We start from the raw sequence: 25,119 nt of genomic DNA, 5'->3' as shown, positions 1-25,119 counted from the left end.
TCTAACCGTCTGAATGATTCGCCGTCTTAGCTTGCGATCCCGCGCGTCGGCGCATTATCACGTGGCGCCGCGGCTACCGGACGGATCAACCCTTCCTGCACCACCGTTGCCACGTGCCGGCCGGCTTGATAGATCTCTCCTCTGCAGAAGCCGCGGCCGGCCGCGGCGACAGGCGAGATCTGGTGATACAGCATCCACCGGTCGGCATGGAACGGAGCATGGATCCACAGGCAGTGGTCAAGGGATGCGATCCGGTAGCCGGGGTGCCGATGTGAGATGCCGTGCGGTGCGAGGGCCGCACCGAGGAGGGTCATATCGGACACACACGCCAGAATGGCGCTGTGCAGGACCTGAGGCCCTGCCACCGTCTCCCGGGTCCGCAGCCACACCTGTGCACCGGGTGTCTGACCGGTACTGGTCGGCCTGGGCAGCACGGGCGGCTGGGCTGCGATCCTGACGTCGATCGCCCCCCAGTGTCGATACATGTCCGGCCACCGCTCAGCATCCGCGGACGAACCCGTCAAGGGCGTGCAGGAATCCGGATCCGGCGCAGTCGGCGGTTCGCGGTCATGGATCAGACCATCCTCGCCGATGTGGAACGACGCCTGCATGACGAAGATGTCGGCGCCGGCCTGGCTGGCCGTCACCTGCCGGCGAGAGAACGCCCGGCTGTCACCGACGCGCGTCACCCGGTACTCGATCGGCAGTTCGGAGCGGCCCGATGCCACGAAGACGCAATGCACCGAATGGGGTAGGCGCTCGTCGGATACGGTACGCGCCGCTGACATCAGGGCCTGACCGACGACGTGTCCACCGAATAGCGGCCCGGCGGGCAGCTTTTCGGCCGACGCGGTATAGGTGTCCGGCCCGTCCGCCCGAGATGTCAGGAGGTCGATCAGTTCAGCGGCGGTACCGGCCACTGCCGGCCTCCCCTCGTCACGAGACCAGACCGATCAGGTGGGCCAGCCGTTCGCGGTGCCAGCTCGGGGAACCGAACAGGACTTCCGAGGACTTCGCCCGCTTGAAGTAGAGGTGTGCCGGGTGCTCCCAGGTGAATCCGATGCCGCCGTGCATCTGGATGCTCTCCGCGGCGACGTGGTAGAAGGCCTTCGAGCAGTAGGTCTTTGCAATCGACGCCGCCGTCGAGGTATCGGCGGCCGAAGTGGCCACCGCTGTCGCAGCGTAAGCCGCTGCGGAGCGGGCGGATTCGAGTTCGACGAGCATGTCGGCGCACCGGTGTTTGAGGGCCTGGAAGGATCCGATCGGCCGGCCGAACTGGTGCCGGACCTTGAGATAGTCCACGGTGGCGTCCAAGACCGCGGCCGCGCCGCCGACCTGTTCGCAGGCCAGCGCCACGATCGCCCGGTCGAATACGTCGGCGAGCACGGGCCAGCCGCCACCATCCTCGCCCAGTAGGGTACCTGGGGTCGCATCGAACGTGACGGCGGCGAAACGCCGACTCAGATCGAGCACCTCGCGGGCCTCGATGAGCGGACCCTCAGCGGTCACTTCGACGCAGAACAACGACACGCCCGCCGAGGTGCGTGCGGCGACGACGAGGAGTCCTGCCCTGGCTCCATCGAGAACGAAAGGCTTGATCCCGTCGAGCACCCAACCGTTGCCGCTGGGCCGAGCGGTCACGGTGATATCAGCCGGGTCCCAGTGAGTGGCGTTCTCGTTGACCGCCACGGTCGCGATCAACTCCCCCGCCGCGATCGCGGGCAGATAGCGCTCGCACGCGGCCCTGTCCTGTGCGCCCAGAAGGGCACTTGTTGCCAGCACGATCGTGGACAAGACGGGTCCGGTGTAAAGAGACCGGCCCGTCTCCTCCATGACGATTGCCAGCTCGTCGAAACCATAACCGGCGCCGCCGAATTCCTCCGGTATGGCCAGTGCCGGCAGCCCGATCTGCTCGGCCGCGGTGCGCCAGGCTGATTCGTCGTAACCCAGTTCGCTGTCGAGTTCGGCGCGCACGGCGGCTTCCGTCGAATGCTTACCCAGGAAAGCGTGCATCACATCGCGAAGGGCGTCGTGCTCTTCGGTGGGTATCAGTGCCATGGGGTGTCAGATCCTCCAGTGGAAATGCCAGAACAGCAGGTGGATGTCAAGGGAAAGGCCGGTCGTCATCTGGGCAGGCCCAGCAGACGCTCGGCGATGATGTTGCGTTGAATCTCCGAAGTTCCGCCGTAGATCGTCTCCGCGCGCGAGAGGAGGAACAGTTTGCGCGCCTCTTCGGCACGCTGGTGCACCTTGGCGAACACGGCGTCGGGACCGAGGAGGTCGACGGCCAGCTCGCCGATGCGCTGATGATGTATGGAGGCGAACAGCTTGCTCACCGTGGCCGCGGCCTCGGTAGCCGCCCCCGGCTCACCACCGGACTGGCGCAGCAGGTCGACCACGATGCGCAGGTTGGTGGAGCGCATCAACTGAACACCGATGACGGCGTCGACGAGCTCCTGACGGACCAGCGCATCATCGACGGCACCGCTACGTTTGGCTTCCTCGACCAGGTCCATGACTTCGCGCTGCATCGCCAACTGCATGGGCATCAGCGCGCTGCCGCGCTCCATGCCGAGGGTGGTCATCACGACCTTCCAGCCGTTGCCCACGCCGCCGACCACCATGTCGGCTCCGGTCAGCGCGTCGCTGAAAAAGCACTCGCTGAACTCGGTTGAGCGGTAGAGGTTTTCGATTGGTCGCACCTCCACTCCAGGCTGCGCCACGTCGACCAGCAGGAGTGACAGGCCGCGGTGGCGCAGGGTGGCGTCGGGGTCGGTGCGGCAGAGCACGTACAGCCAGTCAGCGTGTTGCCCGAAGGTCGTCCAGACCTTCTGGCCGTCGACGTGCCACTGCTCACCGTCGAAGGCCGCTCGTGTGCGCACCGAGGCCAGGTCGGAACCGGCACCGGGTTCAGAGAAACCCTGACCCCACATCTCTTCGACCGAGAGGATCTTCGGGAGGAATCGCTGCTTCTGTTCGTCAGTGCCGAAGGCCAGCAACGTGGGCCCGAGCAACTCGAGCGCCTGGGTGTTGACCCGGGCGGGGGCCGCTGCCCGGGCGTACTCGTACTCGAAGATGATCTCCTCGACCAGACCGAGCCCGCGACCGCCGTATTCGCGCGGCCAGGTCAGGCCCAGCCAGTTGCCGGCCGACAACTCGCGCTCCCACGCTGTGCGAACCTCCCACGCCGTGTCGTCGGTGGGACTGCCCACGCCCCGGTGGGCGGCGAACTCGCCGACGAGATGTTCGTCCAGCCAGGTGCGTACCTCGTCACGGAATTGCGATGTTCCGGGTACCAGGTCGGTGATGTCGAATTCCATGATTCCTCAGAGGTACAGCGACGAGTAGGGGCTGAAAGCGGGTGCGCGGCGCTCCCGTAAGCTAGCCACGCCCTCGACGAAATCCGGTTGCGCCTTGGCCAGCGTGAGCAGGTGTTGAGCCCGCACCCTGGCGGCATCCATGCTCTGCTCACAATCCCGCCAGATCTGCGACTTGACCATGGCCATCGCCACCGGTGACACCGTCGCAGCCAGCTGGTGGGCATACTCCAAGGCATCGGACAGCACCTGCCCTGGTGACGAAACACGCTGGATCACACCGAGAGTCAACGCCTCCTCGGCGAGGAACACCCGAGCCGAGGCCAGCAGATCGAAGGCATGCGCCGGGCCGGCGAGCCGAATCAACATCCAGGCGCTGGCGTCCTCGGCAGGCAGGCCACGTTTGGCGAAGGCCGTGCTGAACTTGGCACCGGCCACCGCGAATCGGTAGTCGAAATTGAGCGCCTGGGCGAGCCCGATGCCTGCGCAGGCGCCGTTGATCGCCCCGATGATCGGCTTCGGGATGGTTGTTGCGTAGGTCTGGGGCCGCCGGTTGCTGGTGTAGGCCTGGCCCCCGGCCACCCCGGCGAGGACCTCCGGATCAAGCCCCGGAACGAATGAATCACCTGCGCCGGTGACCACGATCACTCGCACTCGGTCGTCGGCTGCGGCCCGGTCGAGCGCCTCGTAGAACTCGTGTTCCAGCTGCGCGGTCCACATGTTTCGCCGGTCCGGCCGGTGCAGGGTCAGCACCACCGCGCCCTGGTCGTCAACCTCGTAGAGCACTGTCGGCTCGGCCATCAGACCTCCCATCCGTTCAGCTCGTTGGGCAGCGGGACATCTTTGGGCACAACGAAGTTCGGGGGACGCTTGGCCAGGAACGAGGCCACTCCCTCGGCAGAATCGGGCTGCCGGCCCATCCACCGGAACACTTCCCACTCGGTGCCGAATGCGATCTCACGGTCGGTCTGGGCCAGCATCTCGTAGAGCAACTGCTTGGTCACCCCGACGGCTGAGGGCGCGGTGTTCGCAGCGATGTCATGCGCAATCGCCAGCGCTCTGTCCAGCACCTGGCCACCGGGTACGGCTTCAGTGGCCAACCCCATCCGGGCTGCCTCGGCACCGCTGAACAGTCGCCCCGTCAGCAGCAGTTCGGTAGCGGCTGACAGCCCCACCAGTCGCGGCAACAGCCACAGCGAGTTCTGCTCGGGGATCAGGCCACGGCGAGTGAAGACAAACCCGTACTTGGCGGATTCGTTGACGATCCGGATGTCCCACTGCAGCGGGAACGTCAGCCCCAGGCCCACCGCCGAACCGTTGAGCGCTCCGATGATCGGGGTGCGCATCCGCCACGGACGCGGCCGGTTCGCGATCTCGGCCTTCGCCTCGCGGTGCCGCTTCTGGTCGAACGCGAAGTTGGCGCCGCCGGGCTCCATGTCCGCGCCAGCCGAGAACAGCTTTCCCTCGCCGGTGACGACGATGGCGCGGACATCCTCGCGCTGGTCGAATTCGGCCAGCCGTCGGTGCAGTTCGACCTGCATCGCCGAGGTGAACCCGTTGCCACGGTCGGGCCGGGCCAACCAGATCACACCGACCTGACCGTCGTGCTCGCTGCGAATCCCGTCGACGACGAGCGCGGGGTCAGGCACGCGGTTTACCCGATCCGTCGGAGTTCGGCCGCGCCTGTGCCAGCAGGCTCGGGATCACCTCGCCGAGTTCGGCTGGATCCCAGCGTGATTCGCGGCTGACACCGGGTCCGGCCTGCCACGTTTCGGCCACCGAGATCGAGCCGCCCTTGACGTTGAAGACGCGACCCGTCACGGTTTCGGCTTCGGCGGAGGCCAACCACACCACGATCGGCGAGATATTGGCCGGCGAGCCCGCATCGAATCCGGTGCGCTCCTTGATCTCGGCCATCGCCGCGACGTAATTGTCGAGTCCCTGCGTCATCTGGGTCAGCGCGCTGGGTGCGATTGCATTGACCGTGATGCCCAGCCGGGCAAGCTCGTCGGCCAGGATCACCGTGAACGCGGCAATACCTGCCTTCGCCGCCCCGTAGTTGGACTGGCCGACATTGCCATACAGACCCGAAGGAGACGAGGTGTTGATGATGCGCGGGTGTGACACCGGATCGCCGGCCTTGTGCTTGTCCCGCCAATAGGCGACCGCGTGCTTCGTCGGCGCGAAGGTGCCCCGCATGTGGACCTTGATGACGGCGTCCCACATGTCGATGTCCATGTTCACGAACATCTTGTCCCGCAGGATACCGGCGTTGTTGACCAAAACGTGCAGGTCACCGAAGGTGTCCAGGGCTGACTGGATCAGCCGGCCCGCACCCTCCCAGTCCGAGATGTCGTCGGAGTTGGCTATCGCCTGGCCGCCGAGTCGGGTGATTTCGTCGGCCACCTCACCGGCCGGACCGAGATCGTTCACCACCACTTTTGCGCCCTGACGGGCGAACTCCAGTGCGTGCTCGCGCCCGATTCCGCCTGCGGCACCGGTGACGATGACGACGCGTCCGTCATGCAAACCCATGGAATGGTCTCCTTGGTTGTTCTGTAGTTGGTCAGGCCAGGTGTAGTTGGTCAGGCCGGATCGCCGAATACTGCCCGCGCGTTGCCGCCCAGGTATCCGGCGAGTGAAGCACCGGTCAGCGGAACACTTCTGCCCTCGACAGCAGTCCGATCCAACGGCAGGATCGGGTAGTCCGACGCCCACATCAGCTTGGTGGGATTGCGCCGCTCCGCAAACCGCAGGATGTCCTCGGGGATGTATTTCGGTGCCCATCCTGCGGTCATGGCGAACACGTTGGGATGCTTGAGGAGCATGGCGACGGTCTCGCTGATCCACGGATCACCCAGGTGACTCATCACGATCTTCAATTCCGGAAACGCCAGTGCGACCTCGTCGATGAGGATGGTGCGCTGGAGCTTGGCCGGCTTCATCGGCCCGGGGACGCCCACGTTGATCGACACGACCGCACCTTCGTCACAGGCCGCGGTGTAGAGCGGGTACGCCAGCTTGTCGTCGATCGCAATACCGGTGAACATCGGGATGATCCGGAAGCACCGAATGCCGTACTCCCGCACGGCGATCCGGACATGCTTGGCCGCTTCATAGCCCAGCCGGGGGTCGATTCCGACGGAGGTCACGAACCGCCCGGGGTAGTCACCGGCAATGCCGGCGAGCCGCTCGCAGGTTTCCCGCAGCACCAGCTCCCCGGTCTTCGTCCCATGCACGTACGGCGGGGTGATGTCGCGGGGGGCTTTGGACAACACTCCCGAGGCGATGCCGAGGCGGTCCATCTCGGCGATGACGTCGGTCATCGTCTCGCCACCCTCATAGGCACTGTTGCCCCGTTTGAAGCGGGCTACGACCGACGGGTCGGGCACCACCTCGCCGGGCAGATAGGGCAGGTTGATCCAGGCGTCGTACAGACCCGGTGAACCGTCAGCGGCCGGCATAGCGGGGCTCCCTCTTCTCCTTCATCGCCGCCAGCGCTTCGGCGGCATCCTCGGTGGCGGCGACCACGGCGAAGTGCGACGAGATCAGGTCGAGCGCCGTGCGCAGATCGGTGTTGGCGGACTGGTAGGTGGCGCGCTTGATCATCCGCACCGACACCGGCGGGTGTGCCGCGATGGCCCTGGCGAACTCGGCGGCCTTGGCCTGCAACTCGGCCGGCTCGGCCAGCCTATTGACCAGCCCGATCCGCAGGGCCTCGGGCGCGTCGATGAAGTCACCGGTGAGCAGCAACTCGAGTGCCTTGGCGGTGCCGACCAGCCGCGGCAGGTAGTACGCCCCGCCATCACCGGGTGTCAGACCGACCCTGACGTAGCCCTCCGACACCCGGGCCTCTGTCGACATGATGCGCATATCGCACATCAGCGCCATGTCGAGTCCGGCGCCGACCGCCACTCCGTTGATGGCGGCGATCAACGGCTTGTCGAGGTCGGCCACGGCGTGTGCAACCTGGTGTACCTCGTCGTGCAGTTGACTCTTGCGCTGCAGCGGCGTCAGGTCGGGGTTGGCATTGGAGATCGAGGACAGATCCACTCCCGAGCAGAACGCCTTGTCGCCAGCCCCGGTGAGGACGACCACGCGCACCTGGTCATCGTTCTTGGCCTGGCGCAGCAGGTCCGCCCATCGCCTGATCATGTCGAACGTGAAGGCGTTGCGGGCCTCCGGGCGGTTGAGGGTGATGGTCCCCACGCCGTCCTCGACCGACCACAGCAGGTCGTCCACTCGCTGATCTCCTCACACATTCCGCCGAATTAGGTAATTCATTGCACTATACGCGTATGGTGTCTGACGTGGACGAGGTTGGTCAAATTGCGCTGAGCCGAGCCGATCGCGACTTCCGTGACGAGGTGCGCACGTGGCTGGGAGAACATCTGAAAGGTGATTTCGTGGGCACCGCGGACCGCGGTGGCCCCGATGACGACGACAATTGGGAGCTCCGACGCGCCTGGGAACACGAGCTGGGCGCGGGTAATTGGCTAGGCTTGTCGTGGCCTCGCGAGTACGGCGGCCGGGGCGCGACGATGACTCAGGAGATCATCTTCGCGATGGAGTGCGCCCGCGCGCAGACGCCACCGCGAGCGGCGTTCCACGGCGAGACGTTGATGGCGCCGACAGCCCTGACGCATGGCACCGAGGCTCAGAAGCAGCGCCTACTGCCACCGATGGCGCGAGGTGAGGTGGTGTGGTGCCAGGGCTACTCCGAGCCTGGCGCGGGTTCAGACCTGGCCGCGATCAATACCCGCGCCGAACGGGACGGCGACCGGTGGGTGGTCAACGGCCAGAAGATCTGGACGACGTTCGCGCAACACGCCTCATGGATCTTCGCCATCGTCCGCACCCAGCCGGGCACGTCCCGCCACGCCGGGCTGTCCTACATGCTGATCCCGCTCGATCAACCAGGTGTGACGGTGGTTCCCATTCGCACCATGCTCGGCGACAGCGGGTTCAATGAGGTGTTCTTCGACGACGCGCACACCTCGGTCGACAACGTTCTCGGCGCCGAGGGCGATGGGTGGAACGCGGCGATGACCACCCTTGGTCACGAACGTGCCACCTCGGTGCTCAACTACCAGTTCTCGTTCGTCCGCGAGATGGATCAGCTGCGGGCGGTCGCGGCGCGGCGCGGTGCGGCCGACGATCCGGTGCTGCGCCACCGGCTGGTCGACAGCTACATCGGACTGCAGATCATGGCGCACAACAACATGCGGACGTTGTCCGCGGCGCTGCGTGACGGCCGATTCGGTCCGGAGGCATCGATCGGCAAGTACTACTGGTCGCGCTGGCATCAGCAGTTCACCGAACTGGCCATGGATGTGCTCGGTCCCGACGCCCTGCTGGGAACGGAATGGGGGTCCGGCCCCGAGCCCGACGGTCAGGATCATGAAGCGATCCGGCGATCCTTCATCCGGGCGCGCGCGGAGACGATCTACGCCGGCACCAGCGAGGTCCAGAGAAACATCATCAGCGAGCGCGTGCTGGGCCTTCCCCGCGAACCGAAGGTCGGCGCATGACCGGACATGGGCCACTGGCCGGCGTGCGGGTGCTCGACCTGAGCCGGATCCTGGCCGCGCCGTTGACCGCACAGTTGCTCGGGGACTTGGGCGCCGATGTGATCAAGGTGGAACGCCCCGGCGCCGGCGATGACTCCCGGCAGTACGGTCCGCCGTTCTTCGGTGCCGCCACTGACAACCAGTCCGGCTTCTACCTCAGTGCGAACCGCAACAAGCGGTCCATCACGGTGGATCATTCGCAGCCGGACGGAGCGGCCCTGATCGCCGAACTCGCGATGCAGTCCGATGTGCTCATCGAGAACTTCCGCACCGGTGTGCTGGCAAAGTACGGTCTGGACTACCCGAGCCTGCACACCGGCAACCCGAACCTGATCTATTGCTCGGTCACCGGCTTCGGCCAGGACGGGCCCTACGCGCAGCGGGCTGGCTATGACGGTGTCTTCCAGGCGATGTCGGGGATGATGAGTGTCTCAGGGATCCCCGACGGGGAACCTGGCGCGGGCCCGATGAAGGTCGGAGTCTCGATGGTCGACGTGCTCACCGGTCTCTACGCCAGCTCGGCGATCCTGGCCGCACTTCATCACCGCGACGGCGGCGGTGGCGGGCAGCACATCGACCTTGCGCTCCTGGATTGCGGGCTGGCAGCGTTGTCGCACTACGCGCAGAATTACCTGGTCTCGGGTCAGCCGGCCCCACGCCGCGGCAACGGCGGTTTCGGTGGTATTCCTTCCCAGGCGTTCCGGTGCCGCGATGCCGACATCTTCGTGGTGGCTTCGACTCCCGGCCAGTGGTCCGGGCTCGCCAAGGCGGTAGGCAGGCCGGAATTGGCCGATGACCCCCGCTTCGCCACCGTCTCGGCACGCATCGCCAATCGGGACCTGGTTCTGGAGACACTGGATGCGATCTTCGCCGAATACACCGCCGCGGAATGGGTGCGCCGACTCGAAGAGGCCGACGTACCGGTCAGCCCGGTGAACACCATGGACGGCGTGTTCGCCAACCCGCAGATCCGTCACCGGGACATGCGGAAGCGTGTCGACGATCTCGACGGCCGGGCGATGGACCTGCTGGCCAACCCGATTCGCTATTCCGAGACACCCATCCAGGACTATCGGCGCCCACCCAGGCTCGGCGAGAACACCGACGAAGTCCTGGCCGAACTGCTGCACAAGTCCGATACCGAGATCCGGGACTTGCGCGAGCGCGGAGTGCTCTGACCGACCCAGGCAACGCCCAACAACGACCGGCGCCCGACGATGACCGAAAGGAAGAGATGACGACCACGGATACCCTGATCGCCTCGCCCAACCGCACCGGCACATTCGACTGTCAAGCGCTGGCATCGAGGCGCACCTTCGACGCACGCGACTTCGTCTCCGACGACCCGATCCTGGGTCTGCAGCGCGAGGGCGGCTACATCTGGGGAACGTTGCGCGACGACGAGGGCACCCTGTACAGCACCATGCGGCGCATCGCTGCCACCCCGCCGGAAGCCACTACAGATGGCCGACAGTCGTTGGGCGGCAAGCATATTCTGCTCGGCAGCGGCGAAGGCGACGGCCTGACGATGCGTAAGCAGGCGCGCTACGCGGTCGACAGCGCCGCACTCACTACGACGCTGACGGGAGACAACACCGTCACCATTGCCTCGATTCCGGGTGCCGCAGGCGAGCCGATGGAGCTGATCCTGGATGCCGACAACTTCCGCTATCGGGAAGCCGGCACCCTCGAGGCAACGGGCACACTGGTGGTGCCGCCCCTGCAGTGGTACGTCCCCGGCCGGGACTCCAGCTTGCTGTACATCACTCAAACGTGGTTGGTCGAGGCTGAGATCCTGGGCCGACCCGCACGGGGCTTCCTGTTCTGGGAAGAAGCCTGGATGCCCCCCGGCGGCCGACTCTACCGCGACAAGGATCCACTGCACGACGCCGCGTACACCACTTGGTACTCCTGGGCGAATCACTGGGCGGACGGCACTGCCGAGGTTGGGCACTTCCTGTTCGGGCAGCGCGGTTTTCACGTTGGCGTGGTCGCTCACAGCGACGGCACCGTGACCTCTGCGCACACCATGGATGCGGTGATCGAGCGGGCCGCCGACGGCTACTGGCACGATGGCATCAACTACGAGATCGACGGAGTGGGGTGGCGATGTGATCCAGACCCGCAGGGCCACATGAAGCTCGGTCCGATGCCCAATCCGCAGCAGGAGGGCCACATGCATCGGGTGTCCGACACCCGCACACCGGACGTCTGGATGGCGTGGGGCGAGTCGGTTCCGGCCAATGGTGAAAAGCGGCTCTGACGCACCGGCCGCGGGCGGCTACGCGGGCTATCTGTCCGCTGCCGCCGCCCGCTGGCCGGGCCGGGTGGGCTTGCGGTTCGAGTCGACGGCGTGGACGTACTACGAACTTCACCGTGCGGTCCAGTCGGCCGCCGGCCGCCTGACCGAATGCGGAGTGTGCCCGGGTACCCGGGTGTTGATCCTGGCCGAGAACTGTCCCGAGTATCTGATCGCGCAGTTCGCCCTGGCTCATATCGGCGCCGTCTTCGTCACTCCGAATCCGTACTGGACTCCGGTGGAACTCGACCACGGGATCACCGCTTCGGCGGCCACCGCAGCGGTGTTCGATGCGAGCCGGTCGGTTCCGGACGGTGTGTCGATCGCCATCGATATCGCCACACTGCTCGACGCTGACGCACCCCGCGTGCCGGCCACCCGCACCGAACCGACTGCACCGCAGTATATTCCGTTCTCATCGGGGACCACCGGACTTCCCAAGGGCGTGGTGCACACCACGGCGAGCCTGTGCGGTGGAGTCGAGCAGCTCCGACACCACACCGGACTGACCGAACGCGACCGGCTCGCGCTCGCACTACCGCTGTGCCACATCTTCGGGGCGACCATGGCCGCCGCGGCCATCAGCGTGGGTGCCGAACTCACGCTGTTTCGGCGGTTCGACCTCGACGAAGCCCTCGACCACATCCGGACCGCCGGTGTGACGGTCTGGCCGATAGCCGGTGCCGTCGCCTACCGACTGGCGAACCGGGACGGCCTTCGCCGCCAAGACTTCTCGTCACTGCGCTTCTTCATGTGGGGCGGCAGTGCGGTGCCGGCCGACCTCGCCGCCGATCTCACCGAACGAACGGGCGTCCCATTCCTGTGCTCATACGGCATGACTGAGGCCATGATGGTGGCGTTCAACCCGATCAAGGACCCATCGCGCTGGCGACTGGACTCCCCCGGCTACCCGACCGCGGGCACCGAGATCCGGGTCTCCCCTTCGGGTGAACTTCTGGTCCGCGGTCCCAGCGTCGCTGCGGGGTACAGCGGGACCGATTCGGAGGCGTTCGACGATGGCTGGTTCGCGACGGGGGATATCGGTCACCTCGACGACGACGGCCGGGTGTGGATCTTCGACCGCCTCAAGGACGTCCTGAAAGTATCCGGGTTCCAGGTGGCACCCACCGAGGTGGAGAACGCGTTGCTGGCGCACCCCCAGGTCACCGAGGCCGCGGTGATCGGCGAACCCGACGAGCGCACCGGCGAGACCCCGGTGGCCTACGTCGTTAGCTCGGCTGGGCGCGAGGAGCTCGATGACTGGCTGCGCCACAGACTGGCCACCTACAAGCGGCCTACCCGATATGTCTTCGTCGACGAGCTACCCCGGACATCGGTCGGCAAGCTGCGCAGAGCTCAGCTACGCCGCCCGACATCCCCCACCTAGCGGCCGGTCAGACGAGCTCGTAGATCGTGGCGTTCGCGGTCCCGCCACCTTCACACATCGACTGCAGGCCGTAACGGATCCCGTTGTGCCGCATGTGGTGGACCAGGGTGGTGGCCAGCCGCGCCCCGGAACATCCCAGTGGGTGGCCGAGCGCGATCGCGCCGCCGAGCGGATTCAGCTTCTCGATCGGAGCGCCGGTGGCGACCTGCCAGGCCATCGGAACCGGGGCGAAGGCTTCGTTGATCTCGAAGGCGCCGATGTCGTCGATGGCGAGCCCGGAACGCTTGAGCGCCAGGTGCGTCGCCGGGATGGGCCCGGTCAGCATCCGCACCGGGTCATCGCCGGAGACCACCGCGGTATGGATCCGCGCCAACGGCGTCATACCTAGTTCTGCGGCCCGTTCGCTGGTGGTGATCAGCAATGCGGCGGCGCCGTCAGAGATCTGCGACGCGTTACCCGCGGTGATCTTGCCGCCCTCCAGGAACGGCGCCTTCAGTCCGGCGAGCTTTTCCACCGTGGTCCCGCGACGGATACCCTCGTCTGCGTCGATGACACCGCCCTCGGTTGTCACCGCCATGATCTCGTCGGCGAACGCACCGGAATCCTGTGCTGCGGCGGCACGTTCATGCGAGAGCGCCGAATACTCGTCGAGTTGAGTACGGGTGAAGCCATGATCGTCGGCGATCAGTTCGGCACCTGCGCCCTGGTTGAACCGACCATGGAATCCCGGGGTATCGGCCAGTCGGTCGGCGTAGCGGGTCACCGCGCCACCGCCCATCTCACCCGTACCCGGAACGACGGCCGCACCCATGGGCACCGCCGACATCATTTCGACGCCGCCGGCGATGATCACGTCGGCCTGGCCGGACACCACGGTGGCGGCGGCTGTGGAGATGGCCTGCTGCGAGGACCCACATTGCCGGTCGATCGTGAACCCGGGAATCGACTCGGGCCAACCGGCAGCCAGGACGGCCATCCGGCCGACGTTGCCCGACTGCTGACCCAAGCTGATGACGTTGCCCCAGTGCACGTCTTCGACGACCTCGGGAGCAATTCCGGCACGGGCGATCAGCTCATTGAGCACCATGGCGGACAGGTCGGCGGCATGTACCGCAGCCAGTCCCCCGTTGCGCTTGCCGATTGGAGTCCGGACTGCAGCGGTGATAACGGCGTCACGCATGTTCACACTCTCTTTTCATCCGTATCGAGGATCCTCGTTGATTGAGACGAATCAGTTGAATATATTAGCGCTATTGCTGTACGGCACCCATCCCGGGGCCGTCATCGATCCGAGGAGATCAACCCTTGTCCGTGGCCCTGGTGCCGCCATACCGGCCGCTTCCCTCCACGACCGGAGGACTACGCGCCACAGTGCGGGAGTTCCTGACCGAAGACCGATCCGCTTTCGGCTGGGTACCCCGGGTCGATTCCTGGATCTCGTCCTGGGACCCGGCATTCAGCCGCCGACTCGCCCAGCACGGCTTCCTGGGGATGACCATTCCCGAGCAGTACGGCGGGCGCGGTGCCAGCCATATCGAACGTTTCGTGGTGATCGAGGAACTGCTGGCCGCCGGCGCGCCGATCGCCGCGCACTGGGTAGCCGACCGGCAGGCTGCGCCGTCGCTGCTCAAACATGGCAACGAGCACCTGCGCCAGCGCTACCTTCCCGCCATTGCCGCCGGTGAATGCTACTTCGCCATCGGGATGAGTGAGCCCGAGTCAGGGTCTGATCTGGCCAGCGTGCAGACGCGTGGTGTGCGAGTCGAGGGCGGCTGGCAGCTGTCCGGCACGAAGGTCTGGACCTCGGGCGCCCACCATGCCCACGCCTTCTTCGTGCTGACCCGTACGGCACCGGTGGAGGACGGCAAGCGCCACGAGGGGCTCAGCCAGTTCGTGGTGCCACTGGACAGCCCCGGCCTGGAGATTCGTCCCATCCGGTTGTTGACCGGCGGCCATCACTTCAACGAAGTGGTACTGGACAAGGTGTTCGTCCCCGACGACATGGTGCTGGGTGATATCGGTGGCGGCTGGCGACAGGTCACCTCCGAGCTGGGATTCGAACGCAGCGGGCCAGAACGCATCCTGTCGACCCAACCCCTGCTCGACAGTCTGGTCACCACCACGCGCGCCGACGACGACGGCGAAGACCGGGCGGGCGCCGCCGGCGACATCGGAGATCTGGTGTCCCAACTGGCGGCGCTGCGCCAACTGTCGGCATCGCTGGCGACAGCATTGTCAGCCAACGAATCGGTCGACGTAGCCGCAGCCGTGGTCAAAGATCTGGGCACGCGCTATGAATCGGCAGTTGTCGACACCGCGGCGGCCCTGAGCTCGGCGATACCGTCGGTCGACGCCACAGATTCCTTCGCCCGCCTCCTCGGTGAGGCGATCCTGCATGCACCGGGTTTCACCTTGCGCGGTGGTACGAACGAGATTCTGAGCGGCGTGGTGGCCCGCGGATTGGGATTGCGATGACCATGACCAGTGCCCCCGCGAGCTCTGACGAACTCGCCGAATTACGCAGTCTTGCCGGCGATATCTGCGGTGCTGCCACCGAGCCCGTGCTGGATCTCCAGCAACGCGACGTCGCGTTCAACCCGAGACTGTGGTCCCATCTCGACGAGGCGGGCCTGACGCGGCTGTCCACGCCCGAGGAGCAGGGTGGAAGCGGTGCCGGGCTGGTGGAACTCGCGGTCGTCTTGGAGCAAATCGGTTATCACGCTGCGCCGGCCCCGATCGCCGAGAACGATCTGCTGGCGTCCTGGTTGCTGCGAACCGCCGGATTATCGGTCCGCACCGGTGTCATGACGGCAGCATTCGGCGAACTGCACACCCGCGACGGTCGACTGCAAGGCACGGTGAACTCGGTGCCCTGGGCGCGCCACGCCGACACCGTCGTGATCGCGGGCCCGGGATTTGTGGCAGCGGTCCCATCCACTGCGCTGACGATTTCACCGAACGATGACATCGCGGCTCAGCCGTGCGACCACGTGACGGTCGACATGACCGTGGCTGCCGATACTTTCGCCGCGGTCGATACTGATCTGGCTGGCGAATTCCGGGACCGCGGGGCCTTGGCCCGGGCGCTGCAGACGTGCGGTGCGCTGGACCGCGCAGTGGAGATGACCGTCCGCCACGTCAGCGAACGAGTGCAGTTCGGACGACCACTGGCCAAGTTCCAGGCCGTCCAGAACCTGGTCGCCACTAGCGCCAGCGCGTTATGCCTGGCACGGTCGGCAAGCGATTTCGCGGTGGACATGGCACAGGCACACGGGTTCGCCTCCGAGCAGGCACGTTTCGCCGTCGCTGTCGCCAAGATCGAGGCGAGCCGGGCGGCCACCGTCGTATCGCGCAACACTCATCAGGCGCACGGAGCCATCGGGTTCACCCTCGACCACCGATTGCGGCATTTCACCGGCCGAGCTTTGGCATGGCGCTCGGAGTTCGGCGGCATCCGGGAGTGGCAACGTCGACTTGGCGAATCGGTCCTCGAATCCGGTTACAGTGCATGGGAATTCGTCAGCACGTACAGCAGCAGTTCCTGAACCCGGCCGAGTCGGACCCGTCCCAGTGCGGGGCGGTCGCCACACAGACTTCTCGCCATATATAGTTTGATCATTATTCTGTTCGCAGGTGAACAGCACATCAGAAAGAGAAGCTTCGATGCGCAGAGATATCTTCGAACCCGAGCACGACGAGTTTCGCGCCACTGCCCGTTCATTCTTCGAAACCGTCTGCGTCCCCCACGCCGAGGAGTGGGAGAAGCGCGGGTACACCGACCGCGAACCGTGGCTGGAAGCGGGCAAGCTGGGCCTGATCGGGTGGGAGATGCCCGAGGAATACGGCGGCGCGGGCATCAAGGATTTCCGGCTCAACGCGATCGTCAATGAAGAGTTCTGGCTCACCGGCGCGGTGGGACTGGGCCTCGGCGTGCAGAACGACATCCTGGCAGGTTATTTCGCCGAGCTCACCACCGACGAGCAGAAGGAACGCTGGCTGCCCGGCTATGTTTCCGGCGAACTGATCACCGCGATCGCGATGTCGGAACCCGGTGCCGGCTCCGACTTGGCCAATATCAAGACCTCAGCCCGGCGCGACGGTGACGACTACATCGTCAACGGCGCCAAGACGTTCATCTCCAATGGCCTGTTGGCGGACCTCGTGGTGGTGGCCTGCCGCACCGACCCGAACGCGGATAAGCCGCACAAGGGCATCAGCCTGATCGTCGTCGAGACCGGGATGCCTGGTTTCAGCCGTGGCCGCAAGCTCGACAAGATCGGTCAGCATTCCGCCGACACCGCGGAATTGGTGTTCGAGGACGTTCGCGTTCCGGCGAGAAACCTCCTCGGCGAGGAGAACCGCGGCTTCTACCACTTGATGCGCAATCTGCCGGCCGAGCGGTTGGGCATCGGCATCCACGCCGCGGCATCGGCTCGGCGCGCCGTAGACCTGACGACCGCTTACGCCGGCGACCGCAAGGCTTTCGGTCAAGCCATCGGAACCTTTCAGGTCAATCGGCACGCATTGGCGCAGATGCGCACCGAGCTGGACATCATGCAGGTGTACATCGACAAGTGCATCATGGCGGTCAACTCCGGTGAGCTGACTGCCGACGAGGCGGCGGGCGCCAAGTGGTGGAGCACCGAGACCCAGTGGCGCATCATCGATCGCTGCCTGCAGCTGCACGGCGGTTACGGCTACATCAATGAATACGAGATCGCCCGGCTGTGGCGCGACGCGAGGGTTCAGCGCATCTACGGCGGCACCAACGAGATCATGCTCGACATCGTCGGCCGCGGGATGGGTTTCTGACCCACGGCTGCTCGGTCCTCGACGCCGTCACTCGAGCAGGTCGAGGACCGAGTCCGCGATGCCGGCCTTGCGAAGGCGCGCTCCGGTCTCGGAGATGTGCCGACGCCACAGCGACTCCGCGGCGTCGGCGTCACCGGCCTCGATCAGCGTCACGAGCTTAGCGTGGGTCCGGGTACCGGCCTCATGGGATTGCGGCCGTTCCTCGGGGCGCATGTCCGTGTACCGCTGGGTCGCCACCTCGATGATGTGACGCAGCACGTCACTGAGCGCTCGCAGCGTGGAGTTGCCGGTCAGTTCGATGAGCAGTCGATGAAAGTCGTTCTGGTGTCCGAGGACGGCGAACCGGTCGTCCGCGGCATCGTGTTCAGCATCGACTGCGGCGCGCAGCCGGTCGATGTCTTCCGCAGTGTGTGACCGTGCCAGCATTCCGGCGCAGGGTGCCTCTATCGCGGCGGCGGCCTGGAAGACATCGGCGAGGGTGGCTCGCTGGTATTCGAGCACCAGCCCCGCGTAGTGTGCCGCGGTTTCGGTGCGTGGCACACTGACCTCGATACCACCACGGGATCCGCGTTTGACCACCACCAAGGACTCCGACTCGAGTACCCGGATGGCTTCCCGCAGCGTGGGACGCGACACGCCGAACTCGACGAGCAGATCCTGCTCACTGGGCAATGCATCACCCTCTTGCAGCTCACCCCGGATGATGCGCCGCCGCAGATTGTCGGCGATCACACTGGCTGCGCGAGTGGTCTGCGGTTCCTTGCTCGTTACCGGCATCGGGTAAGCCTAGCTACTAGGTGGATCATTACGCAGTATCCGGCGCATCACTTTTCCGGTCGCCGTCTTGGGCACGCTCCCGACGATCTGCACGAGGCGCGGGATTTTGTAGGCCGCCAGGCGCTGGCGACAGAACGCCACAAGGTCCTCCGGTTCGACATGTTTGCCGGCTCGCAGGGAGACAAAGGCGGCCACCGTCTCCCCCCGGTAGGGGTCGGGCCGGCCCACCACGGCCGCCTCGAGCACGGCCTCATGCTCATACAGCACGTCCTCAACCTCTCGTGGCCACACCTTGTAACCCGAGGCGATGATCATGTCCTTCTTGCGATCCACGAGGAAGAACCAACCCTCGTCGTCGATATATCCCACATCGCCGGTCAGCAGCCAGCCGTCGCGAAAGGCGGCTGTTGTGGCGTCCGGGTTACGCCAGTAGCCCGGGACGATCTGCGGCCCGCGAACAGCGATCTCCCCTACCACACCGCTTGGCACGTCCTGACCGTCTTCGTCAAGGACGCGGGCCTGTACACCTTCGACGGCCGTGCCCACCGATAGCGCGCCGGTATGCGGTTCCTGCGGCGCGCGGGTGCGATCCGGAACCACGAAAACCGGTGCGGTGGTTTCGGTCATGCCGTAGACGTTTCGAATGTAGGGCCCGAACGTCGCTTCGAATCGCTCGACGACAGCCGCCGCCACCGGCGCACCACCGGAGGCCACCTTGGTCAGGGTGGACATCGTCCCACCCGAACCAGCCTCTGCCATCGCTTCGGTCAGGGCGATGAACACTGTGAGGGCGGCGACGGTGAAGGTGACCTGATGGCGCCGGATCAGCTCGAGAACCAGCTGGGGCTGGAACCGATAGCACAGCACCAATGGCGCCCGGGCTGCGAGCGCACAGCCGATGTGCCCGCTGAGTCCGGTGACGTGGAACAGCGGAGCGATGCCCAGGATGGTGTCACGGCCAGCGAGCTCAAATGCACGTACGTAAGTCGCTGCGCCACAGGCGATGTTTCGGTGCGTGTTCAGTGCGCCCTTGGGCACTCCGGTGGTTCCCGAGGTGTAGGTGATCACGGCGACACCGTACGGATCGATCAGGACCGGATTCGGACCTTCGCCCATCCAACGTCGGAGGAAATCCAGGAGATCCACTGAACCGGGTGGGATGGCGCGACGGTCGCCGCCAAGTACTCGCTCGTCGACGGCATGCGCCCAGTCGAACGGGCTCGTCGACAGCACCATGTCAACTCCCGCGGCCGCGAATACGCCCATGCACTCTGCCGAACACAGCTCGTCGAGCGCGATGACGAACCGGGGCGCGCAATCGGCAAGGAGCTTTCCGACCTCGGCCGGGGTGAGTATCGGGTTTATCGCGACGGCGATTCCGCCCGCCTTCCAGATCCCCAGCAGCCCCATCACATACTGCGGGACGTTCTGCAGATAGAGGGCAACCCGATCCCCGGAACGTAAGCCGTTGGCCGCCAGGCCAACAGCCAGTGCGTCGGTGGCCGCATCGAGTGCGGCCACCGACATCGGCGTATCGAAGTAGACGAGAGCTGTCGAATCCGGTTCCGACGCAGCCCAATTCCGGAACCCGTCAACAAGCAGGTTCGGAACAGCCGAATCGAGCACGTCGGCGGCTCAGTTGAGGCCGTCGGTCAGCTTCATTCCGTTCTCCCGGAGGAAATTGCGCCGTTTGGTCTCATCGAGCCCGGCGACCTTGTCGTAGAAGTCGGCGGGTTCGCGCAGCCCCTCGGCATGGGGCCAGTCCGAGCCCATGAGCAAGGTCTGATCGGTGCCGAGCTTCTCGATCATCTCGACGGTGTCGTCTTCGGGGTACGGCACGACTCGGACGTGCTGCTTGAAGATCGTGCTGGGACGTTCGGTGAGCGGCCCGCCGAGCCAGCGGCCCAGCCGTGCCATGCCGCGGCTCTTGTCCATGTGCCGGATGAAGTGTGGCACCCATTCCGCACCGAACTCGCTGACCAATACCTTGATGTTGGGGTAGCGGCCGAACAGGTTGTCGAAGATGAGGGCCGACAGGGTGTCGGTGATCGGACGTTCCCCATAGGTGTTCTGCCACTGCCATGCCGAGAATTGGAACGGCGGCGTCAACCCCCAGCCCCAGTCGGCGGCGACGTTGTTCTGGTAGTAGAACTCGGCGATGTGGAAGCACACCACCGCTCGCGCCTCGTTGACGCGGGACCAGAACGGGTCGAAGTACGGGTCGCCGGGCGAGCGGCCGTACGCCGGGCCGGCAGGCAGATAGATGAATCGCGCACCGGCGGCCAGGACCCGGTCCAACTCGGCGCAGGCTCGGTCCAGATCGCGCAGGGATAGCAGGGCCGGGGCATAGATGCGGTTGCGGTAGTTGAAGCCCCAGTCTTCGTTGATCCACCGGTTGAACGCCTCGATGTTGTCGTAGAGAGGATCGATACCGTCGAGGTACTGCTCGGCCATCAGCGCCCAGCCTCCGGGATACATGATGGTCCGTTCGATCTGCTGTTCGTCGAGCTGCTTGAGCCGGGCGTCGCGGTCGCGGTACTCGATCTGAATGGGCTCGTAGAAGCGCTCGGCATCGGCGGCGTCGCCCGACGCTCGCTGCTTGAGCATCTCGACCAGGGAGCCGGGCACGTAGGCGTTGTTGAGATCGTTCTCCAACGCGGTCACGATGCGGTCGTTCGCCAGCAGGATCTTGCGTCCCGATGGCGCGATGACCGTCCTGACAGCGGTGTCCTGCTTGGCCGTGGGCATGAAGCGGGTGAAGCAGTCCTCCGCTTCGTAGCTGTGCTGATCGAAGTCGGTGAGCCGATACGGCAGTTCGCCGACCGTGTTCTCGATAAGGGCCATGTTCGACAATCCTTCCAACTAGAACAATAATATAACTATACGCGTATAGTAATGCGGTGGCAACCCTACTGGCCGCGGAACCGGGGCGCCCGCCGCTCGAGGAACGCCGCCTTGCCCTCCTGGGCGTCTGAGCTCGGCCCGACCCACAGCACCGCCTGGCGGGCATCGCCGAGCGAACTGTCCAACGTCGATTCCAGTCCGCGGCGCATCATGAACTTGACCGCCCGCAACGCCAGCGGGGCAGCCTGGACGAACCGCCGCGCGAGGTCGGCGACGCGCGGTTCCAGCTGGTCGTCGTCGACCACCTCGGTGGCCAGACCAAGATCCAAAGCTTCTGCCGCACTGTAGGTCTCGGACAACGAGACCATGCGAAACGCTCTGTCGTACCCCATTGTTCGGGGGAACAACCACGCACCGCCCTCGTCCGGCAACAGACCCACCCGGGCACTGGTGTCGCCCAGCTTGGCGCTGCGCGCCACCACCCGCAGGTCGCAGGCCAGCGCGAAGGCCAGCCCGCCGTTGACGGCGATACCGTTGACGGCGCAGATCACCGGTTTGTCCAGGTGGTGAATCGCGGTGATGACGGCATGCGCATCCTCGCGCAGTTCGCGCGCCCGCCCCATCTGGTGCGACAGCGCCTCGTCGAAGCCCGCGCCGGGCGATACATCCCCGCCGGTGCAGAACCCCCGGCCCTTACCGGTGAGGATCACCACCCGGACTTCGTCGTCGAGCCGGGCTTGTCTCAGCGCGGCCAACATCTGCTCACACATGGCCGGCGTGTAGGCGCCGAGCCGTTCTGGGCGGTTCAGCGTGATCCGCAAGGCCCCCGGGTAAGGATCATCGACGAGGGCATGTGCGTGGTCGTTCACAGCGCCACTCCGATCGGAATCGTGCGGCTGCTCAGCAGATCAGAACCGATCCGGGCGGTCAGGTCGCGCCAGTTCCCATAAAGCGATTCAAGGACGGTACCGCGCCGGACCAGCGCACCGAGTGGGTGCTCGGCCGTCAAGCCGATGGCCCCGCAGACCTGCAGGCAGCCCCGCATCACGGTGTCCCAGGCCATGCCCGCATAGGCCTTTGCCGTCAATGCTGTCCAGCCGTCATCGGCCTGTTGCGCCGCCACCGCCAGTTCCCGCGACGCGACGATCTTGGTGTGAGCCTCCGCCATGCGGTGGCGAGGCGACTGATTGCTGCCAATGGGCCGGCCGAACTGCTGGCGCTGGGATATCTGAGCTGTCGCCAGCGCCAGCATGGCCTCGGCGTTCCCAATCAGCTCCCAGGACAGGGCCACTCGGGCCCGACTCACCGCTCGCTCCCAATCCCCCTCTGCCGGAGCAGTATTGATCTTCTCCGCCGGAATGCTGATGTGCGCCAGGGCCGAACCGGCATCGAATCCGCCCACCGGCCGCAGCGACGCCACCGCGGCAGACGTGTCGATACGCACGGCGGTCGCCGGGGTTCCGGCAACGACACCGATCACCACCTCGCATGAGTCCAGTGGCGAGAGCAACACTCCCTCGATGACGCCCGGGGTCGAGGTATCGCGCAGCGGGTGGACCACCCGGATGACGCGGGACTGCGGCAATCCGGCTGCCGCTGTGCAGATGTTGTCCAGCTGCGCCGAGGCACGACCTGACCTGCCGAGCTCGGTGAACAGCAGCCGGCTCGCCGCAGGCGCGTCGATCTCGGTGACGTCGCTCCAGCCCATCTCATGCAGCCCAGAAGCCACGTCCCCGCCGCCAGCGAGCATGTCCCGAAGGGAATCGCTGAGCAATCGCTCCGTGTCGGGGTCGATCAGCTGGTTCATCAGCGTCCTCCTTCCCTGGGCAGCTTCAGGAGTCGGTCGGCGACGATGCCGTGCTGGATCTCACGGGCGCCGCCATAGATCGAGGCAGCTCGGGAGTACCACCAGTCGTCGCGCCAGCGGCGTGCGTCGCTGTCATCGCCGAATAAGAAGTCATCGGCCATCAACCGGGCAGCCGCATCCAGAACGTCCTGTTCAGCGACGGATAGCAGGAGTTTGTCGATACTGGTTTCCGCCCCGACCACCTCGGCCGCGTCCAGCCGGCGCAGCGTGGTGGCGGCGCGTGCCCGCAATGCAGCCACCCCGAGGTACGCCGATCCGAGGACTTCGGCTGCCGCGACCGGCGGACTGTCCGAGACCGCACCGACAATGCGGCGCAGGCTGCTGGTCGCAGTCGCCATCCGCATCCAGGCGTAGGTACCGCGCTCATACTGCAGAAGATCCATGGCCACTGCCCAGCCGGAACCGATCTGCCCGATCACCCTGTCCGCAGGCACCCGGACATCGGTGAAGAACACCTCGGCGAGTTCCTCGCGGCCGCTGGCCAAGGCGATCGGCCGGGTGTGCACGCCGGGGGTGTCCAGATCGACGAGCAGCATCACCAGTCCGCGATGCCGATCGGCCACGCTGCCGGTGCGGGCGAGCAGCACCATGCGGTCGGCACGCCAGCCGTAGGAGGTCCAGATTTTCTGCCCGTTCACGGTGAAGGTGCCATCCGCACCGGGGACCGCCACGGTCCGCAATGCGGCAAGATCGCTTCCCGCTTCCGGTTCGGAGAAGCCCTGCGACCACAGCTCGTCACCGCGCAAGGCGGCGGGCAGAACGCGTGCAGCCAGGTCGGGCGCATGCTTGGCCACGGCCGGCCCGACCACTTCCAACACCAGAAGGTGGTTCGGGAGTGGGTAGCCGCGCAGGGCCAGTCGCTCCAGGATCTGGCAGCGCACCAGAGCCGAGCCTCCGCTTCCGCCCACATCGGCGCTCCAGCCGTGCCGCGTCCAGCCTCCGTCGTAGAGCCAGCGCATCAGCGTTGCCGACTGCTCCAGCTCGGCGGACATGTCTTCGGGGGTGTCCCGCAGATGTGACAGTTCGCCCTCGGCGTCGTCCAGGGCTTTGTCGAAATCGCCTAGTATCGCAGCAATCCCAGCATCAAGGGTGCTAGCAGAATCGCTCATCGGTGTCCTCTTTCCGGCCGCCGCGGCGTGCTGAACACGTCAGCGGCCAGGTTGGCGATGTTGACGATGCGGTTGCGACCGATGCGGCTCTGCTCGTAGCCGGTCGTGGGATAGCCGTTGGTCAGGAAGGCGACCGACAGTCCGGTGTCGGGGTCGGCGAAGCCGATCTGACATGGCGCACCACCATGGCCGAACACCGCGGGACTGCCGGTAGTCGGCAGAAAGGCCCGGGACAGTCCGTCGTCACCGGCGACCGAGACGAACAGCGCCTGGTTGGCAGGCACGCTGGCGGTGCCCCCGCGCTCCCCGGTGACCGCAAGCGTGACCCTGACTCGCGTCGCGTCGGCCACCACATCGGGCCGCCACAGCGGCGATGCCATCAGCGCTTGATACCAGCCGGCGAGGTCGCTCGCCGTCGACACCAGCGAGTGGCTGGGCTCCCCCGCCGCCAGGATCTCTGGGCGGGACAGATACCACGGACCCCACGGGTTGGGTTCAGCGTCGATGTCGTCGTCGATCTGGACGAATGGTGCCACGTCGCCCTGACGCTCCACCGGCGGACCGATCTCGATGCTGTCCAGCCCCAATGGTCCGGACAGCACGTTGCGCAGGTAGTCGGCGATGGACGAACCGGTGATCCGTTCGCAAAGCTCGCCGATGACCCACGCCGCCGAGGTGAGGTGATATTGCAACTCGGTGCCCGGCGGGTACACCAGGCGCCACTTGGCGAACGCCGCCAGTCGCTGTCCGCGATCCAGCATCTGCGGATAGGCCAACGGCGCCAACGGAAATCCCGCAACGTGGGTGAGGACGTGTTCGACGGTCACGACCTCCTTGCCGTTGGTCGCAAACTCCGGAATGTAGGAGGCCACCGTGCGGGTGATATCGAGAAGACCATCGGAGATCAGCTTCCACACCACCCCGGCGATGATGGTGCGACCAGCCGACTGCAGCACGTACCGGGTGGATGGTGTGGCGTCACCAAAGGTTTCGCAGGCGTACTCGCGGCCGCGATGGTGCACGGCGACCTGCGCGGACGGCAAGGTGCCGTCAGCCACCTCCAGGCGACACCGCTCCAGCAGGAGCTCGACCCGGCGTGGGTCAGGGGCGTCATCGGACATGCACTCTCCAATCCGT

General features: G+C 65.9%; 23 protein-coding genes. 7 read left to right on the top strand and 16 right to left on the bottom strand.

What is annotated here, in order from left to right; translation table 11 throughout:
- Positions 1-26: 26 nt before the first annotated feature.
- The 8 genes from G6N35_RS04375 to G6N35_RS04340 form a co-directional block, all read right to left on the bottom strand.
- On the bottom strand, positions 27-920 hold the full coding sequence (locus tag G6N35_RS04375) for an acyl-CoA thioesterase (RefSeq protein WP_163803141.1): 894 nt from the start codon (positions 918-920) through the stop codon (positions 27-29).
- Positions 921-936: 16 nt separating this feature from the next.
- Positions 937-2,058, bottom strand: coding sequence for an acyl-CoA dehydrogenase family protein (locus tag G6N35_RS04370; protein WP_163803140.1), 1,122 nt, complete (start codon positions 2,056-2,058; stop codon positions 937-939).
- Between the two features lie 65 nt (positions 2,059-2,123).
- On the bottom strand, positions 2,124-3,320 hold the full coding sequence (locus G6N35_RS04365) for an acyl-CoA dehydrogenase family protein (RefSeq protein ID WP_163803139.1): 1,197 nt from the start codon (positions 3,318-3,320) through the stop codon (positions 2,124-2,126).
- Positions 3,321-3,326: 6 nt separating this feature from the next.
- A complete protein-coding gene (locus G6N35_RS04360; protein ID WP_163803138.1) occupies positions 3,327-4,118 on the bottom strand; it encodes an enoyl-CoA hydratase-related protein in 792 nt (263 codons plus the stop codon).
- On the bottom strand, positions 4,118-4,966 hold the full coding sequence (locus tag G6N35_RS04355) for an enoyl-CoA hydratase-related protein (RefSeq protein ID WP_179967311.1): 849 nt from the start codon (positions 4,964-4,966) through the stop codon (positions 4,118-4,120). The genes G6N35_RS04360 and G6N35_RS04355 overlap by 1 nt, the downstream gene beginning before the upstream one ends.
- Positions 4,959-5,852, bottom strand: coding sequence for an SDR family oxidoreductase (locus tag G6N35_RS04350; RefSeq protein ID WP_163803137.1), 894 nt, complete (start codon positions 5,850-5,852; stop codon positions 4,959-4,961). Before G6N35_RS04350 ends, G6N35_RS04355 begins: the two co-directional genes overlap by 8 nt.
- A 50-nt stretch (positions 5,853-5,902) precedes the next feature.
- On the bottom strand, positions 5,903-6,781 hold the full coding sequence (locus G6N35_RS04345) for an amidohydrolase family protein (protein WP_163803136.1): 879 nt from the start codon (positions 6,779-6,781) through the stop codon (positions 5,903-5,905).
- Positions 6,768-7,559 carry an enoyl-CoA hydratase/isomerase family protein gene (locus tag G6N35_RS04340; RefSeq protein WP_163803135.1) on the bottom strand — a complete coding sequence of 264 codons (792 nt, stop codon included), beginning with the start codon at positions 7,557-7,559 and terminating at the stop codon, positions 6,768-6,770. Before G6N35_RS04340 ends, G6N35_RS04345 begins: the two co-directional genes overlap by 14 nt.
- 56 nt (positions 7,560-7,615) lie before the next feature.
- On the opposite strand from G6N35_RS04340, the gene G6N35_RS04335 reads away from it, so the two are divergent.
- From G6N35_RS04335 to G6N35_RS04320, 4 genes are read left to right on the top strand one after another with little or no spacing between them, the layout of a single operon-like run.
- On the top strand, positions 7,616-8,848 hold the full coding sequence (locus G6N35_RS04335; RefSeq protein WP_163803134.1) for an acyl-CoA dehydrogenase family protein: 1,233 nt from the start codon (positions 7,616-7,618) through the stop codon (positions 8,846-8,848).
- Positions 8,845-10,065 (top strand): CaiB/BaiF CoA transferase family protein, encoded by a 1,221-nt coding sequence (locus G6N35_RS04330; RefSeq protein ID WP_163803133.1) that lies wholly within the window; start codon positions 8,845-8,847, stop codon positions 10,063-10,065. Before G6N35_RS04335 ends, G6N35_RS04330 begins: the two co-directional genes overlap by 4 nt.
- A 56-nt stretch (positions 10,066-10,121) precedes the next feature.
- Positions 10,122-11,150: a hypothetical protein gene (locus tag G6N35_RS04325; protein ID WP_163803132.1), complete on the top strand. Its 1,029-nt coding sequence runs from the start codon at positions 10,122-10,124 to the stop codon at positions 11,148-11,150.
- The gene (locus G6N35_RS04320; protein WP_246224206.1) at positions 11,134-12,573 is read left to right on the top strand and encodes a class I adenylate-forming enzyme family protein; all 1,440 of its coding nucleotides are present in this window, start codon (positions 11,134-11,136) and stop codon (positions 12,571-12,573) included. The genes G6N35_RS04325 and G6N35_RS04320 overlap by 17 nt, the downstream gene beginning before the upstream one ends.
- A gap of 7 nt (positions 12,574-12,580) precedes the next feature.
- On the opposite strand, the gene G6N35_RS04315 is transcribed toward G6N35_RS04320, so the two are convergent.
- Positions 12,581-13,753, bottom strand: coding sequence for a thiolase family protein (locus tag G6N35_RS04315; RefSeq protein ID WP_163803130.1), 1,173 nt, complete (start codon positions 13,751-13,753; stop codon positions 12,581-12,583).
- 125 nt (positions 13,754-13,878) lie between these two features.
- Here G6N35_RS04315 and G6N35_RS04310 point away from each other — a divergent pair, with 125 nt between their 5' ends.
- The 3 genes from G6N35_RS04310 (at position 13,879) to G6N35_RS04300 (ending at position 17,385) form a co-directional block, all read left to right on the top strand.
- A complete protein-coding gene (locus tag G6N35_RS04310; protein ID WP_163803129.1) occupies positions 13,879-15,048 on the top strand; it encodes an acyl-CoA dehydrogenase family protein in 1,170 nt (389 codons plus the stop codon).
- Between the two features lie 2 nt (positions 15,049-15,050).
- A complete protein-coding gene (locus G6N35_RS04305) occupies positions 15,051-16,118 on the top strand; it encodes an acyl-CoA dehydrogenase family protein (protein ID WP_246224205.1) in 1,068 nt (355 codons plus the stop codon).
- A gap of 118 nt (positions 16,119-16,236) precedes the next feature.
- Positions 16,237-17,385: an acyl-CoA dehydrogenase family protein gene (locus tag G6N35_RS04300; protein WP_163803127.1), complete on the top strand. Its 1,149-nt coding sequence runs from the start codon at positions 16,237-16,239 to the stop codon at positions 17,383-17,385.
- A gap of 27 nt (positions 17,386-17,412) precedes the next feature.
- Here G6N35_RS04300 and G6N35_RS04295 read toward each other — a convergent pair whose 3' ends face one another.
- The 7 genes from G6N35_RS04295 to G6N35_RS04265 all read right to left on the bottom strand — a co-directional run bounded on the left by G6N35_RS04295 (position 17,413) and on the right by G6N35_RS04265 (position 25,103).
- Entirely contained in the window at positions 17,413-18,162 is a 750-nt protein-coding gene (locus tag G6N35_RS04295) for a FadR/GntR family transcriptional regulator (protein WP_163803126.1), read from the bottom strand.
- 9 nt (positions 18,163-18,171) lie between these two features.
- A complete protein-coding gene (locus tag G6N35_RS04290; RefSeq protein ID WP_281356966.1) occupies positions 18,172-19,788 on the bottom strand; it encodes a class I adenylate-forming enzyme family protein in 1,617 nt (538 codons plus the stop codon).
- Positions 19,789-19,797: 9 nt separating this feature from the next.
- A complete protein-coding gene (locus G6N35_RS04285) occupies positions 19,798-21,006 on the bottom strand; it encodes an amidohydrolase family protein (protein WP_163803125.1) in 1,209 nt (402 codons plus the stop codon).
- A gap of 65 nt (positions 21,007-21,071) precedes the next feature.
- Positions 21,072-21,875 carry an enoyl-CoA hydratase/isomerase family protein gene (locus G6N35_RS04280; RefSeq protein WP_163803124.1) on the bottom strand — a complete coding sequence of 268 codons (804 nt, stop codon included), beginning with the start codon at positions 21,873-21,875 and terminating at the stop codon, positions 21,072-21,074.
- Positions 21,872-22,813 carry an acyl-CoA dehydrogenase family protein gene (locus G6N35_RS04275; RefSeq protein WP_163803123.1) on the bottom strand — a complete coding sequence of 314 codons (942 nt, stop codon included), beginning with the start codon at positions 22,811-22,813 and terminating at the stop codon, positions 21,872-21,874. Before G6N35_RS04275 ends, G6N35_RS04280 begins: the two co-directional genes overlap by 4 nt.
- Positions 22,813-23,982 carry an acyl-CoA dehydrogenase family protein gene (locus tag G6N35_RS04270; RefSeq protein WP_163803122.1) on the bottom strand — a complete coding sequence of 390 codons (1,170 nt, stop codon included), beginning with the start codon at positions 23,980-23,982 and terminating at the stop codon, positions 22,813-22,815. The genes G6N35_RS04275 and G6N35_RS04270 overlap by 1 nt, the downstream gene beginning before the upstream one ends.
- Complete coding sequence (locus tag G6N35_RS04265; RefSeq protein WP_163803121.1) at positions 23,979-25,103, bottom strand: serine hydrolase domain-containing protein; 1,125 nt, start codon at positions 25,101-25,103, stop codon at positions 23,979-23,981. Before G6N35_RS04265 ends, G6N35_RS04270 begins: the two co-directional genes overlap by 4 nt.
- Between the last annotated feature and the right edge of the window lie 16 nt (positions 25,104-25,119).

This window comes from Mycolicibacterium anyangense, from assembly GCF_010731855.1.
GTDB lineage: Bacteria > Actinomycetota > Actinomycetes > Mycobacteriales > Mycobacteriaceae > Mycobacterium > Mycobacterium anyangense.
Note: the sequence above shows the minus strand (reverse complement) of the source record. Positions and strands in the feature narration are given on the sequence as shown.